Origin of the sequence: Paenibacillus sp. MMO-177 (assembly GCF_037147795.1) — a bacterium.
GTDB lineage: Bacteria > Bacillota > Bacilli > Paenibacillales > Paenibacillaceae > Pristimantibacillus.
In genome coordinates this window covers 84,166-103,642 of record NZ_JBBCUR010000009.1, presented here as the reverse complement: position 1 = coordinate 103,642, position 19,477 = coordinate 84,166, and the positions used below count along the sequence as shown (strand labels likewise).

Sequence of the window (19,477 nt, the reverse complement as noted above, 5' to 3'; positions counted from 1 at the left end):
CGGGAGGGAAGGGCTAAGTCCATGCCCAGAAGAAGCCGTCCCGGTCCCAAGCGATCCGTCCCTTATGAAGCTTGCGGAAGGCCTTCTTCACTTCTTTTTCCAAGGAAGCATTCCCGTTCTCGTTCACAAAGATGTACTGCTCGCCAAAATGCTGCTTCACATGCTCAATCGCTTCTTCTTGGCGAAGCATCCCTCTGAATTTAATCTCATTAACCATCCACTCCGCGATTTGCTGCTCGGTTGTTGTTTCCACGTTCTTATGCGACCTCCAATACCTGATTGGCGTTATTATATCATAGTAGGCGGGATGCCTGTTCAAATGACAAAATGCTTGATGCCGCTCAAAGATCGAAATAGTGAGTATCTCAATCTAATTCGCACGTTGTTCCCGACCAACTATGAGGCTACCCTCACTGCTGCACAAAAATGCCCGCCCGAGGCACGTATGAAGCGCGGAATGCCTCACTAATTAGTGAGGCAGCCTCATAGTTACTTCCTCGCGGGCAGCAGGTGGGTAAATGGAAGGTGCAACGTTGGCGGACGGTAAAGTGAGTGAACAAAGTTAGTGTATAGGCAATAAACGGACTGCGAGTATTTAGAAGTCATTGGCATAAGAAAAACCGCCTTCCCGAAAGGGGAAGCGGCTTAAAGTTTAATCACCTAAATCTTATCGCTGGATCGGCTCGATCCGGTAAGAGTCTGCCGCGCCTTCGACCGGCTCGATGGACCAGCCGAAGGACAGTGCCGTCTTCACGCGCTCCAGCTGTTCAGGCGTAAGCTGCGCGGTAACCGCTTCTTGCCCAGCTTCAAGCTCAAGCTGTGGCTCGTCGCCGAAGGCGACCCAAATCCAGCTGCGGATGCCGCGTACGGTATTGTATTTGATCTGGTAGCCGCTGCGAACAGCCGCTTCAAACGTCTCCGGCTCCTTCTCAGCAAAAGCTGCAAGATCGCTATAGTTGAATTGGAAAATGCTATCATCGGCCGGGAGATCAACTCCCGCCTTCACTTTGGCAATAATCTCGTCATCCGACCAGCCATGTCCCTTGCGGAGGGACTCCACAAGCAATGCATCCCATTGCGACAGCTTTACGATATTCGTCATTTGGTTTCAGCCTCCCTTAACTTAGCTCTATTAAATATCTTTACGGCAAAGCAACCCAATGCCCCGGGCTTACTTCTCGCAGCACCGCAGCTTCTTCGGCCTCGGCATCCGGCGTGTAGAGGACCCGTTCAACCGCTGCGCGCGGGTCCGGTATAGGAATCGCGGACAGCAGCGCCTTCGTATAAGGGTGAAGAGGATTGTCGTAGAGCTCATCGCTGTCCGCAATCTCTACGAGCCGCCCGTGATACATCACGCCAATCCGGTCGGAAATATGCCGTACCATGGACAGGTCATGGGCAATAAACAAATAGGTCAGGCCGAATTCGGCCTGCAAATCTTCAAGCATGTTAACAACTTGAGCCTGCACGGACACGTCGAGCGCCGAGATCGGCTCATCGCAGACCACGAAGTCCGGGCGTACCGACAATGCGCGCGCAATAGAGATCCGCTGGCGCTGGCCGCCGCTGAACTCATGCGGGTAGCGGTACAGATGCTCGCGCTTGAGACCAACCCTCTCGAGCAGGGAAGCAATAACTTCCTTGCGCTCTTCCGCATCCTTGTACAGACCGTGAATATTCATGGGTTCGCCGATCAAGTCCAGCACGCTCATGCCGGGATTAAGAGACGAGTATGGATCCTGGAAAATCGATTGGATCCGCCGGCGGAAAGGCTTCAGCTGCTTCTCGCCAAGCTTCGAAATATCTTGGCCGTCGAACTTGACCGTCCCGTCCGTATAATCGTACAGCCGCAGAATAGAGCGGCCAACGGTGGATTTACCGCTGCCGGATTCGCCAACAAGGCCAAACGTCTCGCCCTTGTTGATCTGGAAGCTCACGCCGTCAACGGCTTTCAGAACCTCCGAGGTACGGCCCCAGGCATCGCGGCTCTTCACGAAATGCTTCTTCAGCTGCTGGACATCTACCAGCACTTTTTTATCCTCTGACATGGGCAGCGCTCCCTTCGATTTCCGGATGGCGCGCTAATTCAGCCTGAACCTCGGCATCGTTCAGCCAGCAGAGGGCGCGATGGCCTTCGCCGATCTGAAAATGCGGCGGAAGCTCCGCGCATTTCGGCATGGCATGCGGGCAGCGTTCCATAAACGGACAGCCCGGAGGCGGATCGAGCAGATCCGGCGGAGAGCCTTCAATCGGCACCAGACGCTCATGCGTGCCGCCTTGCCGCTGCGGTACCGAACGCAGCAGTCCCTGCGTATACGGATGCTTCGAGTTATAGAAAATATCTTCTACCGTTCCTTCTTCCATCAACATGCCGCCGTACATCACGATAACGCGGCTGCATACCTGCGCGACCACGCCAAGGTCATGGGTGATTAATGCGATAGAAGCGCTGGTCTTATCTTTCAATTCCTTCAGCAGATCAAGAATCTGCGCCTGAATGGTTACGTCGAGAGCCGTTGTAGGCTCATCGGCGATTAAGAGCTCCGGCTGGCAGGATAAAGCCATTGCGATCATAACGCGTTGGCGCATGCCGCCGCTGAATTCATGCGGGTACTGCTGGACGCGGCGCTCCGGCTCGGTAATCCCGACCTGGCGAAGCATCTCAATCGCTTCTTTCAGCGCAGCTTCCTTGCTAAGTCCGCGATGTCGGCGGATAACCTCCGTCATCTGATCGCCAATCTTCTTGACCGGATTGAGCGAAGTCATCGGATCCTGGAACACCATGGCGATCCGGTTGCCTCTAATCTGGCGCCATTTGCGCTCGGATAAGCCGTTCAGCTTCTCTCCGGCAAAGGTAATGTCGCCGCTGATAATCTCGCCCGGAGGCGGAATCATCGCCATAATGGCTTTTGCGGTAACGCTCTTGCCGCTGCCGGATTCGCCAACGATGCCGATCGTCTCGCCTTGATCGATATGAAGGCTGACGCCGCGAACCGCTTTATTTTCTCCGCTGCGGGTATGGAATGACACTTGTAGGTTATTGACGGTTAGCAGCCTGTCTGCCATCTAACGTTCACTCCTTTCGGAAAGGCGCGGGCAAGGGTAGGAAGGGGATAGCCCCTGATTACCGCTTGCCAAGCTTCGGTTCGAAGCCAACGCGCAATATATCGCCTAGAATATTGAAGCTGAGCACCGTCAGCAGAATAAATAAACCCGGGAACAATGCAAGGTAAGGCGCTTGCGCGATATAGCCCTGCGCATTGTTCAGCATGCTTCCCCATGTCGCGTTTGGAGCTTGTACCCCAAATCCGAGGAAGCTGAGGGACGATTCCATCATAATCGCGGAAGCCACGTTGTTCGTTGCGGCAACGATAATGACCGGAACAAGGCTCGGGAAGATATGACGGAAAATAATGCCCAAGTGATTCTGACCGGAGGCTTTCGCATACAGCACGTACTCGCGCTCGAGAATTGTCATCGTCTCAGCCCGTATGATACGGGACATGTTCATCCACATCAGAAGCCCGATAATGAGAACGATACTGGTCAGGTTCGGCTTCAGGAATACGCTGAGCAGGAGCATAACCAGGAAGGTCGGAATCGACAAAATCACTTCCAGCAAACGCATCAGCACGTTATCGATCCAGCCGCCGAAGTAGCCGCTGACAACGCCAACGACCGTGCCGATGGTAGTTGCCAGAATCATCGCGGAGAAGCCGACCATCAGCGATACGCGTCCTCCGTACAAAGCCCGGGCGAAGTAATCGCGGCCGTAGTCGTCCGTTCCGAACCAGTGCTCGGAGCTAGGCGACTTCAGGCGCTGCAAGGCATCCAGAGCGTTGGGATCTTTAGGGGAGAGAAAAGCAAAGATCGCTCCTAATATAAAAATAACGAGAATCGCGATTGCGACGATCCCCATTTTGCTGCGTGCGAGCTCGAGGCCCGCATTTCGCCATTTGGTCCGATTCATGAGCTCACCTCGTTGATTTGATTCTCGGATCGGCGAATCCGTATAAAATATCCGCAAGCAAGTTGCCGATGATCAGGAACAAGGCGGAGAACAGCGTAATGCCCATAATAACGGGATAATCCATCCCTTTGACGGCCGTCATGCCAAGCGAGCCGATGCCCGGCCAGGAAAAGACGGTTTCCGTTACAATCGCGCCGGTAACCAGATCCGCCATGGACATGCCGAGCAGCGTAATAACCGGCAGCAGAACATGCTTCATGACGTGCCGGAACAGGACTTGCCGGCGCGAAGCGCCAAAGGCGTATTGAATCTGAACATAATCTTCCTTAAGCTGGCCGATCGTGCTGGAACGGATGTACCGCACATAGACAGACAGGAAGCCAAAGGCCAGAACGAAGCATGGCAGAATGCCATGCTTGACGACATCCCAAGCGGAATGGACGCCAATCGTCCGCATGCCCATAATCGGAAGCCAGTGCAGCTCAATTGCGAATAAATAGATAAGTAAAATAGCCAAGTAGAACAGCGGTACCGAAATGCCGACGTAGGAGATCAGATTAATGATCCGGTCCTGCCAGCGGTCACGGTTCGCACCGGCGGTAAGGCCGAGCGGGATGGCGATAATAACGGCCAGCACAATCGCGCAGCCCATCAGTCCCGCGGTTGCAGGCAGACGGTCCAGGATCTGGTCCATAACCGGCTGGTGATTCACGAGCGAATAGCCCAGATTGCCTTGAAACAGCTCTTTGAGCCACAGTAAATATTGAATATAAGCAGGCTTGTCGAGCCCGAGATTATGACGGATGCGTTCGATATCCTCGGGATGCATATTTGGCGTCACGAAGGATAAGACGGGGTCTCCAGGAGCCAGCTTGATTAGGGCAAAGCAGGCGATCGAGACGAAGAGCAAGAGCGGAATCGTCTGCAGTAAACGTCTAGCGATGAGTTGTCTCATGCGATTGTCTCCTATGCTGTTTACGGCAAAAAATAAACTGGGTTACCCCCAATGTCATTAATGTAGAGCTTCATTTAATGACATTGGGGTAGCCCCAGCTATTTTTGCCTATATCCATATTTAATTCAGGATTACCACAATAGAATTTGTAAAATTCTATTTGGCGATAAAACCTACCTCTAAACGCGGTCGCCCATCTTCGAATGACCTCGATTGAGGTTTTCTCATTTCATGTACAACTTGGACGGATCTTCGAAGATTACGACCGGTTTCAGAACAGCTTCATTCAGGCCGCCGAAACGTTTGTCGATCGCAACGATTGTTTTCGTGTAGCCGACAGGGTAGATAACCGCGTCGTCCGCGATGATTTTTTGCAGCTGCTGGTAAGCTTCGCCGCGTTTTGTTGCGTCTGCTTCGCCAGCGCCTTGTTCGAACAGCTTGTCTACTTCAGGGTTGGAGTAGCGGGCATAGTTGGAGTTCGAACCTGTTGTGTAAAGAATGCGGTAAGCGTCCGGATCATAGCCCATGATGTAGCCTGCATAGGACAGCTCGTAGTCTTTCGATTTCAGGTCAGTGAACTTCTGGCCGTAAGCGGAAGCGTCCATGCTTTGCAGTTCAACCGTGATGCCGACAGCCTTCAGCTTTTGCTGAATGTACAGGGCAGCAGCTTCCTGCGCTTTATTGCCGCTCGATACGATGAAGCGGAGCTTCAAGTTGCTTTCGCCGGCGGAAGCCAGCAGTTCTTTTGCTTTATTTACATCGTTGTCAAACGAAGGAACGTCGTTTGTTTGGAACAGGCCATCCGGTGTTACGAAGGATTTGGCAGGATCTGCGTATTCGCTCGAGCCGTATACCGTTTGGATCAGCTCATCGCGGTTAAGAGCGTAAGAGATCGCTTGGCGAACTTCTTTTTTCTTCAGGGCGCCAGTGTCGCTGTCTTCATTGAAGAGCAGGTAAGCCAGACGGCCTTCGGAGTATGCTTGAATATCGAAGTTGCCCGTGCTTTCGATGGTGGATACGTCTTGCGGATCCAGGTATTTTACGTTGATTTCGCCGTTTTGCAGAGCCAGGTTAGCTGCATTGGAATCCTTCGCGATACGGTAAGTAATCGAGTCCAGATGCGGCTTGCCGCCGAAGTAGTTATCGAAACGCTCTAGCGTTACGTACTCGCCAGTTTTGTACTCTTTGAACTTGAATGCGCCGGAACCAACCGGTGCGTTGTTCTTCGTGCTTTTCTCGATATTCGCTTCGCCTTCGAAAATATGCTTAGGAATAGGAGTCAATTGCACGAGAGTTGCTTCGAACGCCGGGTTTACTTGCGGCAGTTGGAATTCAACCGTTGTGTCGTCAACCTTAACCGCTTTGATCGGCTTGCCGTTAATGATCAGGTTCTCGCGGAAGAAGCTGTTTTGTTTCTCGTCGAGAATCGTATCGAACGTGAAGACAACGTCGTCAGCTGTCAGAGGCTGACCGTCATGCCAAGTCAGGCCGCTTTTCAGCTTCAGGGTATAAGTCAGGTTGTCAGCCGAAGGCTCAAGGCTGTCCGCCAGGTAGAAGGTTTTCTTGCCGTTGTTCACTTGGAACAGCGGTGCGTAGAGAGCTTGGTCGATTGTCAGGCTGACACGGTCGCCAGCGTAGATCGGGTTAAGAACAACAGGGTCGGCTTGTACACCAAGGATCAGGTTGCCGCCGTCCTTCGCTTGTTCGGCCGCTGCCGTGTTCGAAGGCGATGCTTCGGAATTGTTGCCTGCCTTGTTGCCGCCATTGTTGTTGCCGCTGCAAGCACTAATCATTACTGCTAGAATAATGAGGGTAAGTAAAGCGGGAATGCTTTTGCGCATGATTCCATCCTCCAGTTTGTCTGTGGTGTTCTAATGTATTATATAATACATCGGATTACTCGGAATTACAATCTTTAAATTTCCACAACTGAAATTTTCAAAATCAAAAATTTTGTTTGGGAATAAATCCTTCCATTAAGAGCGGTGGCTCATCGTGAATAAGCTTCAATAAAGGATTTATTATATTTCTCTCATTATGCTCCAAAAAACGAGAACTGTCGATGCAAGGAAGCCCCTTTTATTCCTGGATATGACAAGGTTTCCCTAATGCTTGGTGATGTTATTCATAAATTTAATGTAACCTTTACCGCAGAAGCAACGTTTGTAATAGCGAGCAATGCTTGCGAATGCAGAAATGCTGCAAGTACATGAACTAGCCACTCAAAAAGAGCAATTCCTTTTAGGAGGTATAAGTATGAAGAACAAAAACATCACGACGAAATGGACCATCCTGCTAAGCAGTACGGTACTGGCGGCTTGCCTATTGTCGGCCTGCAGCAACAATAATTCAAACACGAATGCGAACTCGTCGCCTAGTCCAACGGTATCGGCGTCTCCTGCTCCGTCGGAATCTGCTTCACCCGAGGTTGCAGCCAAACAAGGAAAAGGCGTATTTGTCGGCTTGGCCGACTCTCACACGGTTGAGATCACGGTGGACGGTGAAGCCGCTGCCTACCAGCTGGGAGAAGGAACGGACAGTGCGGTAGCTGCCCTTAAAGAAGGCGATAACGTTAGCTTCGAATACACGGAAGCAGCTATCGAGGGCGATGCAACGGCGAAGCTGCTCACAATCACCAAGATCGAGAAGTCGGCTGAGGTCCTGCCGGCACAAGAGCTTCCTGCAACGAAGGATTTCAAGTTCCAGCTGGAAGGCAATGAAGAGACGCGTACCGGCACGCTTGCGAAGGGCGACGGCTATGCACTCTACATCTTCGAGCAGTTCAAATTCGATAAGGCGGCGGGCAAGCTGATCATGAACGTGGACAACAACTACAATGTAGAGATCAGCAAGCTTCCGGAAGGGTTCAAGCTGGACGATGTGAAGGCGGATGCGGAAAAAGAACTCAAAGCCGTAGGCGATGTACAGACGATGGATCCGAAGGATGTCAATTCGATGATCGGTGGCGTCGACCTGATGGTCGTTGGCCGCAGCGATAAGCTGACGAAGGAAGTTATCGTGAAAACGGTGGGCGGCGCAAGCTTCCTGTTTAAAGTAAATATGCCGGTAGGCGAGCCGAGTGAAGGCTTCGGACCGCTGGCGTTTGCCTCGATGGGTTCGATAGTAGCGCAATAGGGTAATAGGTAATGAACAGCTTCCGGGGAGCTTCGCGCTCTTCGGGGGCTGTTTTTCATTTGCAATCGTATTCATTTCCGTGTAGAATACGCCCAAGCTAAGGTATAATGACCTAGAAAAGCGAAGGGGGGGTGTGGATGGAATATCAAATAGACATCGAATTTAAACCGTTGAACGAAGCGATCAGTAGTTTGCATACCTATATCTGCCGAAAATCGCATAAGAAGCTTGATCTTTCACCAAGCTGGGCGCAGGAAACCCGTGCCAAGCTGACGCCGGAACTGGCTGACTGGCTGGACGACCTTTCCATTGACCAGGAGTGGAAATTTGCGTTTCTGCTTGTTTATTTGAGCCCTGAGGCTGATGTTCCCGGGTTTGTGAGTTGGCTCTCTAAGCAGAGCACAGGTGATCTGTATGATAGGATGTCACCCTACAGCAGCAGTTTCCCTGTAGACATGAATGCTTTTAAAGATAAGATCTTAAAGCTGTTCACTCTATGGCAGGACCAATATTTCGAGTTGATCAGTCCTCAAATAATAAGAAGCTTGGAAGAGGTTGCGACGGGGAGAAGAAGGGTCCAGTCCATCACACCGGCCTGGCAGTTCGTGGACGAGACAACGAATGGACTTATATTCGAACCTATAGCGAGTTTAAATAAGCTTGTGCTGATTCCTCAGTTTCATTTTCAGCCCATCAATATCGTATCGCACTTTAATCAACTAACGCTTTGCTACTACTCCGCGAGAGTGGACCTCAGCGAAGAGGATTTTATGTCCGCCCATGATTATCGGATATTAAGAAGTCTGGGAGAGAAGAGCAGGCTGAAGATCCTGCGTTATTTGCATCAAGGGCCTCGGACTTTTATCGAGATACATCGATATTTAAAACTGTCTAAGGGGATCACGCATGATCATATCTCCAAGCTGCGCAGCGCGGGGTTGATTCATGCTCATTTTGAAGGCGAGAACTTAACGGTATACAGCTTGCGTGCCGGAGCGCTTGATCGTTTGCAGCATGTGATTATGGATTACATAACCGGCAATTAACGAATTTTTAAATGCCGCTTTCTCCAACTAGGGGAAAGCGGCATTTTTGTTATTTCTTAGTTTTCTTTAAAAAAAGAATTATTTTTAAGTTCTCTCTTTACAGAACTATATTGGGTTTCTATAATAGGGACTAACGATTCCAATTCATAGTTTACCAATCGGAATTAGGAGAAGTCATATTGTAACTTATGGGAGGGTTTTTATGAAGAAGATAACTCTAGCCGCAACATCCGCCGTGCTGGCCGGCACTTTGCTCCTTGCTGCTTGCTCTAATAACGGCAGTAACCAGGCGCCGGCGAATTCGCCGGAGTCCAGCAATTCCAATGTTCAAACAGGCGGCAGCAATAATGCCAGCTCGGCTCCCCAAGGCTCGGCCGATACGATTCTTGCCAGCGATATCAGTAAATTGCCTGATCAAGCGAAGAAGCGGACCGATACGATTATCGTCGGACTCACGGACCCAAGCGGCGCATTCACCCCTTACTTCCAACAGAGCGGATATGACGGAAATGTATCTTCGCTTCTCTATACCCCGCTTGTTACCGTGGACAATGAAGGTGTTCCCCGGCCGGGATTGGCTGAGAAATGGGAAGTATCGCCGGATAGCCTCACCTACACGTTCCACCTGCGCAAGGACCTGAAATTCAGCGACGGCACTCCGCTTACAAGCGATGACGTAGCATTCACTTGGACGATTCTGAACGACAAGTCCTATGACGGCGATTCGCAGGTCAATACGCTCGCCATTAAAGGCAGCGCGGCATATAAGGACGGCAGCGCAACTTCCATCGAAGGAATCAAGGTCATCGATCCGCAGACCGTTGCGGTTACGCTCGAGAAGCCTAATGCGGCTGCGCTTGTGCTTCTGGGGTCGGACGTTCTTTCGAAGGCGTATTACGGCAAGGACTACAAGCAAGGCAATCTGGATTACATGAAGCAGCTGAGCTCGAAGCCGCTTGGCACCGGCCCGTACAAGCTGGAGAAATTCATTCCCGGCCAAGAGGTGCGTTTCACCGCTAACGACAACTATTATGGCGAGAAGCCAAAGACCAAGAACTTTATTTACAAGACATCCGAAGGCGATACTTGGCAGTATCTCGAAACAGGCGAGGTCGACTACGCCACATTCAGCGCCACAACCGAAAATATCGACAAGCTGAAATCGCTAGGCTTCGTAAATATCGTTCCTTATACGCCAAGCAACTACGGCTACCTGCAGCTCAACTTCGACCATAAGCCGCTTCAAGACAAGAAAGTCCGTCAAGCTCTGACTTATGGTCTGGATCGTCAAAGCATTTACGTGGATGCCAACCAAGGCGCGGGCGTTGTGGCCAATATCCCGTCTTCGCCAATCTCGTGGGCTTACACCGAAGACAATATTAACCCGTATAAGTTTGACACGGAAAAAGCGAAGTCGCTGCTCGATGAGGCCGGCTGGACCGTCGGTGCGAACGGCATTCGCGAGAAAGACGGCGAGAAGCTGAAAATCCATTATCTTGGCTCGAAGAGCAAGAACACGGATATTTTCATCGCGGTTGCCAAAGAAAACTTTGCGGCGCTTGGCATCGAGTTCGAGCCTGAAGTATTCGCCGACTTTAACTCCCTGGTCTCCAAAGTAGAGGGCGGAGATTATGACATGGTATCCTTCTCGACTCCGCTTCTGACGGATCCGGCCGACGGCTTGTTGCAATTCGTAGACGGCGAGATTAAAGGCTACGACAATCCGAAGTTCAAAGAGCTGTACGAGAAAGGGCTTGCCACAACCGACATGGAAGAGCGCAAGGCGATCTATAAAGAGACCTTCCAGCTGCTCAACGACGATCTGCCGGTAATCTTCACAAGCTACAAGAAGAGTGTCTTTGCCTATAACGCGAGAATCGAGAACTTGTCGATCAGTCCATTCTACGGGCTTGCCCAAAGCCTGCCGAATTGGAACTTGAAGTAAAAACAATGTCCCCTGCCAGGTCATAAGCCAGGCAGGGGACATGAGGGTAAGGAGCCGATATGAGCGCTTATTTCGTAAAGAGATTTACCTACATGGTCATTATTCTGCTCGCAGCTTCCTTTCTGATCTTCAGCCTGTACGCTTTGACGCCAGGTGACTTCATCACCGGCAATATTAAATTAACCCCGGAGCGTAAGGCGGAGCTGCGGGAAATTTATGGGCTGAACAAGCCGTTGATCGAGCGGTATTTGACCTGGATGAAGAATGCCGTGCATGGTGACTTCGGCTATTCGCTAGCCCAGCAGAAGCCGGTGCTCACCTTGTTCAACCAATACATCTGGAATTCATTCCTGCTAGCGATTGTATCTACTTTCTTAACGTGGTTAATTGCTGTTGTGGTGGGGGTGATTGCGGCCTATAAACAATATTCCTGGTTCGATTCGCTGGTCATGGTGCTTATCTTCGCCGCGATGTCCATTCCATCTTTCTTTATCGGGCTGTTCCTGATCAAGGTGCTGGCCGTCGATTTGAAGTGGCTGCCTCCGGGGGGCATGATTACGACGGGGAGCAACGCTCAGGGGCTGGCGTATATAAAGGAAATCATTCATCATATGACGCTCCCGGTTATCGTCATGACGCTGCTGGGCGTGGGCTCGCTGACGCGGTACTTCCGCAGCAACATGATTGATGTCATTAAACAGGACTATATTCGGACTGCCCGGGCAAAAGGGCTGACGGAGCGCAAGGTGTTGTTCACCCATGCTCTTCGCAATGCGTTGCTGCCTGCCATTACGCTGGTTGGCTTCGAGCTTCCCGCCTTGTTCGGGGGATCGCTTATCATCGAACGAATCTTTAACTGGCCGGGTATCGGACAATTGTACATGCAGTCGTTCGGGCTGCGGGATTATCCGCTGCTCATGGGCTTTACGATGTTTATCGCCGTGCTGACGGTGATCGGTACGCTGCTGTCCGACATTCTTTATCACCTCGCGGATCCGCGGGTGAAATTGTAGGGGGAGGGCTTATCCATGTCGATTGCCAGCGGTGAAATGGCCCAGGGAGTAACGATTAATAAAAAGAAATCGAATGCCAAGTCTTCCTTATGGCGTCAGTCCATCCGGAGACTTATGCGAAATAAATTGGCGGTTACGGGATTTGTCGTCGTCGTGATTATGTTTGCGGCTTGTTTCATCGGACCGTTCTTCTCGCCGTATGCCGATAACAAAATCAATATGGCGTTAATGAATCACGCGCCAAATGCCAAGCATTGGCTTGGTACGGATACGCTTGGCCGGGATGTGATGACCAGGGTGCTTCAGGCTGGGAGAATATCGCTCACTGTCGGGCTTGCTTCCATGGTGTTGTCCGTCTTCATCGGCACGCTGCTTGGCATTATTGCCGGTTATTATCGAGGCGTGGTTGACCAGCTCATTATGAGGGTGGCCGACCTCTTGCTTACGATTCCAAGCCTTCCGCTCTTATTTATTGTTGGCGCGCTTCTGTCGGAGTGGAAAGTACCGCCGGACTACCGGATGTATATCGTTATGCTGATGCTCAGCGTCGTCAGCTGGCCGGGCTTGGCCCGAATGATCAGAGGTCAGCTGTTGTCCTTGCGCGAACGGGAGTTCATGCAGGCAACCATCGTGCTGGGGCTAAGCGACAAAAGAAAACTGTTTCGGCATCTGCTGCCGAACCTTGTACCGCTTATTATCGTCATTGCAACGCTTAATATCGGCGGCGCGATTCTTAGCGAATCCGTGCTCAGCTTCTTCGGCTTGGGCGTTATGCCGCCTACCCCGACTTGGGGCAATATGATTGACGCCGCTAATAATATGATCGATTTCCAGGAGCGGCCATGGCTATGGCTGCCGCCGGGCTTCTCGATTTTTGCGACTGTTATTGCCATTAATATTTTTGGTGACGGCCTGCGCGATGTGCTGGATCCGAAACAGAAAAGGTAGGTGAGCTTCTATCATGAAGGAATTGCTAACCATTGATCATCTTCAGACCTTCTTCAAGACGGAAGCGGGGACCGTCCGAGCTGTGGACGATGTCAGCCTGCAAATCAAGCCGGGCGAGACCGTCTGCATCGTAGGAGAGTCCGGCAGCGGAAAAAGCATTACGGCAATGTCGATCATGGGACTCATTGAAAGTGCGGGCGGCAAGGTGGAAGGCGGCAGTATCCAATTCCAGGACCGCGATCTGCTGAAGCTGTCCCGCAATGAGCTTCGCACGATTCGCGGCCATGAAATCGCGATGATTTTCCAGGAGCCGATGTCGTCGCTGAATCCGGTTCTTAAGATCGGAGAGCAAGTGATAGAGCCGCTGATGGAGCATCAGAAGCTTGGCAGGAAGGCCGCGCGCAAGCGTGTAATCGAGCTGATTAAGCAAGTCGGCATCTCCAGAGCGGAACAGATTGTTGATGCGTACCCGCATGAATTGAGCGGCGGCATGCTGCAGCGCGTCATGATTGCGATAGCGATCTCCTGCGGTCCCAAGCTGCTTATTGCCGATGAACCAACCACCGCGCTCGACGTGACCATTCAGGCGCAAATCCTCGATTTGCTTCGCAGCCTGAAGGAAGAGAGCGGGATGTCGATTCTGCTGATCACCCATGATCTTGGCGTAGTGGCGGAGATGGCGGATTACGTAGCGGTTATGTATGCCGGCAAAATCGTCGAGCAAGGCGAGGTGGAGGCGATCTTCGCTAATCCGAAGCATCCTTATACGAAAGGATTGCTGCGTTCGAAGCCGATTATGAATCAGCTACAGGATGAGTTGTATTCCATTCCCGGGCAAGTACCCAATCCGCTTGAACTGACGGAATCTTGCTACTTCCATGACCGGTGCGAGCAGTGCATGGCGATCTGCCGGACCAAGCAGCCGGCGCTGGTTCCGGTAGGCGAATTGCAGCAAGCGGCTTGCTGGCTGTACGAGGAGGAGAAGCAGTATGCCTGAAGCTTTGCTGGAAGTGCGCAATCTGAAAAAATATTTCCCCATCCAGTCCGGACTTTTGAATCGGACGGTTGGTCATGTGAAGGCTGTTGATGACCTCAGCTTCACGATCCGCAAAGGCGAGACCTTTGGTCTTGTCGGCGAGTCGGGCAGCGGCAAGAGTACGGTTGGGCGTTCCATCGTCCGTTTAAACGAAAAGACCTCGGGTGACGTCTTCTTTAAAGGGACGGATATCTACTCGCTTTCGAAGGAAGAGCTTCGCGCCATGCGGCCTTCCATGCAGCTGATTTTCCAGGATCCGTACAGCTCTTTGAATCCGCGTGTACGCGTGGGCGACGCCATTGGCGAAGCGCTGCTCGATCATCAGCTGGCTGACAAGACGGAGATTCGGAGCAAGGTTCTGGAGGTGCTGGAGCTGTGCGGATTATCGTATTATCATATCGACCGTCTTCCGCATGAATTCTCCGGCGGCCAGCGTCAGCGGATCGGAATCGCAAGGGCGCTTGCGCTGAATCCCGAGCTTATTATTGCGGATGAGCCGGTGTCTGCGCTCGACGTATCGATCCAGGCCCAGATCATTAATTTATTCCGGAAGCTGCAGCAAACGAACGGTCTATCCTATTTGTTCATCTCGCATGATTTGAGCGTCGTCGAGCATCTATGCACGCGGATCGGCGTGATGTATCTCGGATCCCTGGTCGAGACGGGAACAAGGGAGGACCTGTTCCTCCGCCCGCAGCATCCGTATACGAAAGCCCTGCTGTCGGCCGTGCCGATACCGATTCCGAAGCTGAAGCGGGAGCGTATTGTGCTCAGCGGCGATATACCGAACCCAGCAAATCCGCCTTCCGGCTGCAAGTTCCACACCCGCTGCCCCTACGCGACGGAACGCTGCAAGGAAGAGGTGCCGGCCCTGCGGACCATTGGCACCGACCATATGGTTGCTTGCCATTTGGTGTAAGGGGACGCATGGAAAAGGACTCTCCAGCCGTTATCGGAAGATAACCGTTGAGAGAGTCCTTTTTAGTTTACTCGCTTTATTTCTCCAGCAGCTCTTTCATGATTTTTCTTCCGGTCGGGGTCTGGGCGAGCCCGCCTTTGGCCGTCTCCCGCAAGGATTCGGGCATCGCGGTGCCAACCTCGAGCATCACCTGCACGACTTCGTCGGACGGGATGACGCTGCGGACTCCCGCAAGCGCCATGTCCGCCGCCGCAAGCGCGGTTACCGCTCCGAATCCATTGCGGACGATGCAGGGCACTTCGACCAGACCGCCGACCGGATCGCAGACGAGGCCAAGCGAGTTTTTGAGCGCTAGTCCCACGGCATGAACCGCTTGGGCTGGCGATGCGCCCCTTAGGTCGGCGAGCGCGCCGGCTGCCATGCCGATCGCCGATCCGACCTCCGCTTGGCAGCCGCCTTCCGCACCGGACACAAACGAATTATTGGCGATGACGTAACCGATGGCGCCGGCTGCGAATAAGCCCTCAACCATTAGCTCGTCGCCCCAGCCGAACCGTTCCTGACAGCTGATTAGAACGCCGGGTATAATGCCGCATGAGCCTGCCGTTGGCGTTGCGATGATCCGGCCCATGGAGGCATTTACTTCGGATACGGCCAGCGCGTATGCCATCGCAAGGCTTGCGTCTTCTCCGAGCAGACTTTCCCGTTTGTTCCTGTAAGCCATAACGCGCTTGGAGTCTTGTCCGGTTAAGCCGCTTGGGGAAGTGGTGTCCTCCATTAGCCCTCTTCGCACGGCTTCTTTCATCACTTCATAATAGGAAGCCATCTGCGCAAATTCCGCTTCCGGCGCTTTGCCCGATTCCTGTGCTTGTTCCTGCAGCATATAACGTCCAATGGACAAGCCGCTTTGCTCCGCTTTTTCGGCTAGTTCCTTCAAAGTGCGAAAATTCATTCGTGATGTCTCCTTTCTCCTGTTGACGCCCTCATTTCACTAAGCGGATGGCTTGAATGCCCGCGTAGCCGTTCAATTTCTCCAGCAGCTCCGCGGAAAAGGCCTGATCCGTCTCAATGGCCATCATTGCCTGTCCACTCCGGTTCTTCCGGTCAACCGACATATAGCCGATATTGATGCCTTCCTCCTGTAGGAGCCGCGTCACCTCGGCGATCATCCCGGGAGAATCGGTATGCCAGATCACAAGCGTCGGGTATTGGCCGGTCAGCTTCACCTTGAATCCGTCAACGCTGACGATCTCAATGTTCCCGCCGCCAATGGAGGTGCCAACGATCGTGAAGGAGGGCTCTTCCTCCCTTTCCCGGTACAATCGCAGCTCCGCGGTATTCGGATGGGGGAATAGACCTTTCCCCGATTGAACCTCCACCAGCATCCCTGCATCCGCAGCTATCTTGAGCGAATCCGGCAGGCGGATATCGTCCGTCTCCATGTCCAGCAGACCGCCAACGATAGCGGAGTATGTGCCGTGTCCAATGTAGGTCGCGGCAAAAGAACCGTAGAAAATCACGTCCGCTCGAGCCGGCAGGGCTCCGAACAATTGTCTGGCTACACGCCCGATCCGGGCTGCGCCTGCGGTGTGGGAGCTGGATGGGCCGACCATAGCCGGACCAATGATGGAAAATACGTCTTTGAATCTCATGATTGCCTCCCTCGGTTGAAACGCTGCCGGTTCGGCAGCCGATTAGCTTCGAACAGCCGCCTGAAGCTCCGACATCCGCGGCGGCGTAATTTCTTTCGGTACGAGGCAGTCATAGGAATGCCCGTCCAGCCGCTTCTCGAGCTCGGCTTTGGCTGCCGCCGCAAGCTCTTCGCTTCTCAGTACCTCGACCGCGGCACAAGCCATAACTTTGCCTGCGAGCAGCATTCCTTTATGCGCGTAAGAGGATTGTCCCTGCGCCACTGTCTGCCAGGCATGCAGCGGCGTGCCGAATGCCATCGTTGTTGTGACGCATTGCGCGGTTGGCACGTTCCAACTAACGTCCGCAACATCCGTCGAGCCTGCCATCCACATTTCCCGCTCGTCGTTGTAAGGGGCAACGAATCCGGGGAGCGGCCGCTCCGCGAGAAGGGCGGCGAGCTCGCGGCCGAACGTTTGGCCTGCTTCAAGCTTGTCCTCGGGGGACAGCGATTCGTAAATGGCCTTGGCGTAGCCGTATTCCGCTTCCGTATATTCAGGCGCGCCGAGCTCGCTTAAATGCTTGTGCATGACGGCCTGCAGCGTGCTGTTCGGTACCAGGTTGGCGCAGGCGCCTTCAATGGTATGCTCCATCGTTGTCCCGGTCATAAGAGCGGCACCGCGGGCAAGATCAACGACCCGGTCGTACAAGGCGCGAACCATGTCCGTCTTGGGAGCCCGGATCAGATAGGTTACTTCCGCTTCCTTCTGCACCACGTTTGGCGACAAACCGCCCGAATTGGTTATCGCATAATGGAGTCTCGCCTTGTCGACAATATGCTCTCGCAAATAGTTTGCCCCGATATTCATTAACTCGACCGCATCCAGCGCGCTTCGTCCCTGATGAGGAGCTGCCGCCGCGTGGGCGCTTTTGCCGAAGAACTTGAATGTTGCGTGAAGCACGGCGTTCGAGGAGCCGTGCATGACGGCGTTCAAGGAAGCGGGATGCCAGCTGAAGGCCGCGTCAACGCCGGCGAATTTCCCTTCGCGTGCCAAAAAGGTTTTGCCGTAGCCGCTTTCCTCCGCCGGGCAGCCGTAATATTTGACTGTCCCCGGGAGGCCGTTCGCGAGCATGTAATCCTTCACGGCAACCGCTGCGGCAAGCGCGCCGGCACCGAGCAGATTATGTCCGCAGCCATGCCCATTCGCGTTGGGCGTCACGGGATCGAATTCGGCTTTTTCCGCTTTCTGGCTAAGCTCCGTCAGCGCATCGTATTCGCCGAGAAGGGCGACAACCGGGCTTCCGGCGCCAAAGCTGGCGATAAAGCCCGTTTCCAGCCCGGCGGGGCTTTGCTCGATGCTGAAGCCCTCCTTCTCCAGAATGCCGCTTAACAAAGCAGCGGACCGGAATTCCTCAAACCGCGTTTCCGCGAACGTCCAGATTTGATCGCTGGCGGAGATGAATTGCTCTTTTTTGCGATCGATAATCTTCGAGATTTCCTGCGTGATTGCTATGGTCATGGTTGAACACCTCGCGTGAGTTTTAGTTGGTAACGGAATCGGCGATCGCTTGGGCTTGGGCATTTGCTTTCGGACGAGCCAGCATGAGCGCGGCCGCGCAAAGGACGGCAAATACGACGAGCAGGACGAAAGCCGAATTGTAGGATCCGCCCGAGGCATCCACCATAAAGCCCATCAGCATCGGCGTCAGGAAGCCGGCAAGCTGGGCGCCCGTATTAATGAAGCCGTTCGCCGTTGCGACTTGCGATTCGTGCATGGTCTTCAAGCAGTTGGATGCGATCAGCGTTGCGATAAAAGCGAACAGAACGCCAATGATGGTCTGATAAGTAATGAAAAGGTAGATGCTGCCGGCGCTGCTCATGAGATAGAGGCAGACCCCGACCAGCACGGCGAGCACCGCGCCTGCTTTCTTGTCCTTGCCTTCCGGAATCCGGTCAAGCAGATAGCCGCTGAACAACATCGCGATGATACCCGCAAGGGATGGGAAAATGCTGAGCGTCCCGACCTGCGTCATATCCAGCCCGCGAACGTTGATCATGTAAGTCGGCATCCATGCGGAGAGTCCCCAGTTGACCGCATAAATACTGAAGTAGCCGATAAAAAGATTCCAGATCATCGGGGTTTTGAGCACGGTTTTGAGCGTGGATTTCGGCTTTGTCGCGGGTTGTCCCGAAGGGTCCTCCTGGATGGCTGCGCGCTTCGGCTCCTTGAGGAAGAAGAAAATAAAGAAGCTTACGACAAGGCCAACCGCGCCGATGATGTAGAAAAGCTTCTGCCAGCCTATGGTTCCGCTGGATGCCGCATAGATGAAAGGTGTCGCGATGCCCATAATCGCACCGGAGGAAAGCATCAGCGCCATCGCCCGGCTGCGTTCATTGAGCGGAAACCAGCTTGCGATGGCTTTCGAGCCGGAAGGGAAGAAGCTGCCCTCGCCAAGGCCGAACAAGAAGCGGATTGCGATTAGGGATATGGCCGACCAGGCTGCGCCGGTCAATATGGTAAAGATCGACCACATGAAGATTGCGGTCACGATAACCTTGCGGTAACCGAACCGGTCAGCCAGCGCGCCGCCCGGTATTTGCATAAGCGCATAGCCAAGGAAAAAGCTGCTGAGAATGACGCCTTGAGCGGATGCGCTAAGTCCGAGATCCTTCGTAATATCAACGACGGAGTAGTTGATGACGAACCGGTCTAGATTGCCGAGACACCAGCCAAGAAAAAGCAAGATTAGAACGACATATTTCTTTTTTGAACCTGCTGCATTCCCCATCTTTGTTACCTTCCTTCTCATGTTATGGTAGATATCGATTAGGTATATTCTTAAATTACAAGATTGAATCGCTAGAAACAATGTGCATTCC

General features: G+C 53.0%; 18 protein-coding genes. 7 read left to right on the top strand and 11 right to left on the bottom strand.

Annotated features, from left to right (window positions below):
• Positions 1-13 precede the first annotated feature (13 nt).
• From WFK81_RS24095 to WFK81_RS24065, 7 genes are all read right to left on the bottom strand, one after another.
• Complete coding sequence (locus tag WFK81_RS24095; protein ID WP_442956093.1) at positions 14-253, bottom strand: DUF6953 family protein; 240 nt, start codon at positions 251-253, stop codon at positions 14-16.
• Between the two features lie 414 nt (positions 254-667).
• The gene (locus WFK81_RS24090; RefSeq protein WP_336789146.1) at positions 668-1,102 is read right to left on the bottom strand and encodes a hypothetical protein; all 435 of its coding nucleotides are present in this window, start codon (positions 1,100-1,102) and stop codon (positions 668-670) included.
• A gap of 40 nt (positions 1,103-1,142) precedes the next feature.
• A complete protein-coding gene (locus WFK81_RS24085; protein WP_336789144.1) occupies positions 1,143-2,048 on the bottom strand; it encodes an ABC transporter ATP-binding protein in 906 nt (301 codons plus the stop codon).
• On the bottom strand, positions 2,035-3,066 hold the full coding sequence (locus tag WFK81_RS24080; RefSeq protein ID WP_336789142.1) for an ABC transporter ATP-binding protein: 1,032 nt from the start codon (positions 3,064-3,066) through the stop codon (positions 2,035-2,037). Before WFK81_RS24080 ends, WFK81_RS24085 begins: the two co-directional genes overlap by 14 nt.
• A 58-nt stretch (positions 3,067-3,124) precedes the next feature.
• Positions 3,125-3,970, bottom strand: coding sequence for an ABC transporter permease (locus tag WFK81_RS24075; protein WP_336789140.1), 846 nt, complete (start codon positions 3,968-3,970; stop codon positions 3,125-3,127).
• A gap of 4 nt (positions 3,971-3,974) precedes the next feature.
• Positions 3,975-4,925 carry an ABC transporter permease gene (locus WFK81_RS24070; RefSeq protein ID WP_336789138.1) on the bottom strand — a complete coding sequence of 317 codons (951 nt, stop codon included), beginning with the start codon at positions 4,923-4,925 and terminating at the stop codon, positions 3,975-3,977.
• Between the two features lie 224 nt (positions 4,926-5,149).
• Positions 5,150-6,766, bottom strand: a complete 1,617-nt coding sequence (locus WFK81_RS24065; RefSeq protein ID WP_336789136.1) for an ABC transporter substrate-binding protein — start codon at positions 6,764-6,766, stop codon at positions 5,150-5,152.
• A gap of 415 nt (positions 6,767-7,181) precedes the next feature.
• On the opposite strand from WFK81_RS24065, the gene WFK81_RS24060 reads away from it, so the two are divergent.
• From WFK81_RS24060 to WFK81_RS24030, 7 genes are all read left to right on the top strand, one after another.
• Entirely contained in the window at positions 7,182-8,060 is an 879-nt protein-coding gene (locus WFK81_RS24060; RefSeq protein WP_336789135.1) for a hypothetical protein, read from the top strand.
• 137 nt (positions 8,061-8,197) lie between these two features.
• A complete protein-coding gene (locus tag WFK81_RS24055) occupies positions 8,198-9,106 on the top strand; it encodes an ArsR/SmtB family transcription factor (protein WP_336789133.1) in 909 nt (302 codons plus the stop codon).
• A 202-nt stretch (positions 9,107-9,308) separates the two neighbouring features.
• Positions 9,309-11,051 (top strand): ABC transporter substrate-binding protein, encoded by a 1,743-nt coding sequence (locus WFK81_RS24050; RefSeq protein WP_336789131.1) that lies wholly within the window; start codon positions 9,309-9,311, stop codon positions 11,049-11,051.
• 59 nt (positions 11,052-11,110) lie between these two features.
• On the top strand, positions 11,111-12,064 hold the full coding sequence (locus tag WFK81_RS24045) for an ABC transporter permease (protein WP_336789129.1): 954 nt from the start codon (positions 11,111-11,113) through the stop codon (positions 12,062-12,064).
• Between the two features lie 36 nt (positions 12,065-12,100).
• On the top strand, positions 12,101-13,012 hold the full coding sequence (opp4C, locus tag WFK81_RS24040) for an oligopeptide ABC transporter permease (protein WP_336789238.1): 912 nt from the start codon (positions 12,101-12,103) through the stop codon (positions 13,010-13,012).
• A gap of 13 nt (positions 13,013-13,025) precedes the next feature.
• The gene (locus tag WFK81_RS24035; RefSeq protein WP_336789127.1) at positions 13,026-14,009 is read left to right on the top strand and encodes an ABC transporter ATP-binding protein; all 984 of its coding nucleotides are present in this window, start codon (positions 13,026-13,028) and stop codon (positions 14,007-14,009) included.
• A complete protein-coding gene (locus WFK81_RS24030; protein ID WP_336789126.1) occupies positions 14,002-14,967 on the top strand; it encodes an ABC transporter ATP-binding protein in 966 nt (321 codons plus the stop codon). The genes WFK81_RS24035 and WFK81_RS24030 overlap by 8 nt, the downstream gene beginning before the upstream one ends.
• 76 nt (positions 14,968-15,043) lie before the next feature.
• On the opposite strand, the gene sdaAA is transcribed toward WFK81_RS24030, so the two are convergent.
• The 4 genes from sdaAA to WFK81_RS24010 are packed head-to-tail and all read right to left on the bottom strand — an operon-like array spanning position 15,044 to position 19,386.
• Positions 15,044-15,919 carry an L-serine ammonia-lyase, iron-sulfur-dependent, subunit alpha gene (gene sdaAA / locus WFK81_RS24025; RefSeq protein ID WP_336789124.1) on the bottom strand — a complete coding sequence of 292 codons (876 nt, stop codon included), beginning with the start codon at positions 15,917-15,919 and terminating at the stop codon, positions 15,044-15,046.
• Between the two features lie 31 nt (positions 15,920-15,950).
• The gene (gene sdaAB, locus WFK81_RS24020) at positions 15,951-16,619 is read right to left on the bottom strand and encodes an L-serine ammonia-lyase, iron-sulfur-dependent subunit beta (protein WP_336789122.1); all 669 of its coding nucleotides are present in this window, start codon (positions 16,617-16,619) and stop codon (positions 15,951-15,953) included.
• Positions 16,620-16,661: 42 nt separating this feature from the next.
• Positions 16,662-18,110, bottom strand: a complete 1,449-nt coding sequence (locus tag WFK81_RS24015; protein ID WP_336789236.1) for a M20 family metallopeptidase — start codon at positions 18,108-18,110, stop codon at positions 16,662-16,664.
• Between the two features lie 28 nt (positions 18,111-18,138).
• On the bottom strand, positions 18,139-19,386 hold the full coding sequence (locus WFK81_RS24010) for an MFS transporter (protein WP_336789120.1): 1,248 nt from the start codon (positions 19,384-19,386) through the stop codon (positions 18,139-18,141).
• Positions 19,387-19,477 lie beyond the last annotated feature (91 nt).

Bases quoted from the DNA above. Each gene is read 5' to 3' on its own strand.
- opp4C (WP_336789238.1), top strand. From the start codon at position 12,101: ATGGCCCAGGGAGTAACGATTAATAAAAAGAAATCGAATGCCAAGTCT.
- sdaAB (WP_336789122.1), bottom strand. From the start codon at position 16,619: ATGAGATTCAAAGACGTATTTTCCATCATTGGTCCGGCTATGGTCGGC.
- WFK81_RS24065 (WP_336789136.1), bottom strand. From the start codon at position 6,766: ATGCGCAAAAGCATTCCCGCTTTACTTACCCTCATTATTCTAGCAGTA.
- WFK81_RS24010 (WP_336789120.1), bottom strand. From the start codon at position 19,386: ATGGGGAATGCAGCAGGTTCAAAAAAGAAATATGTCGTTCTAATCTTG.
- WFK81_RS24030 (WP_336789126.1), top strand. From the start codon at position 14,002: ATGCCTGAAGCTTTGCTGGAAGTGCGCAATCTGAAAAAATATTTCCCC.
- WFK81_RS24060 (WP_336789135.1), top strand. From the start codon at position 7,182: ATGAAGAACAAAAACATCACGACGAAATGGACCATCCTGCTAAGCAGT.
- sdaAA (WP_336789124.1), bottom strand. From the start codon at position 15,919: ATGAATTTTCGCACTTTGAAGGAACTAGCCGAAAAAGCGGAGCAAAGC.
- WFK81_RS24035 (WP_336789127.1), top strand. From the start codon at position 13,026: ATGAAGGAATTGCTAACCATTGATCATCTTCAGACCTTCTTCAAGACG.
- WFK81_RS24055 (WP_336789133.1), top strand. From the start codon at position 8,198: ATGGAATATCAAATAGACATCGAATTTAAACCGTTGAACGAAGCGATC.
- WFK81_RS24090 (WP_336789146.1), bottom strand. From the start codon at position 1,102: ATGACGAATATCGTAAAGCTGTCGCAATGGGATGCATTGCTTGTGGAG.
- WFK81_RS24070 (WP_336789138.1), bottom strand. From the start codon at position 4,925: ATGAGACAACTCATCGCTAGACGTTTACTGCAGACGATTCCGCTCTTG.
- WFK81_RS24075 (WP_336789140.1), bottom strand. From the start codon at position 3,970: ATGAATCGGACCAAATGGCGAAATGCGGGCCTCGAGCTCGCACGCAGC.
- WFK81_RS24080 (WP_336789142.1), bottom strand. From the start codon at position 3,066: ATGGCAGACAGGCTGCTAACCGTCAATAACCTACAAGTGTCATTCCAT.
- WFK81_RS24085 (WP_336789144.1), bottom strand. From the start codon at position 2,048: ATGTCAGAGGATAAAAAAGTGCTGGTAGATGTCCAGCAGCTGAAGAAG.
- WFK81_RS24050 (WP_336789131.1), top strand. From the start codon at position 9,309: ATGAAGAAGATAACTCTAGCCGCAACATCCGCCGTGCTGGCCGGCACT.
- WFK81_RS24045 (WP_336789129.1), top strand. From the start codon at position 11,111: ATGAGCGCTTATTTCGTAAAGAGATTTACCTACATGGTCATTATTCTG.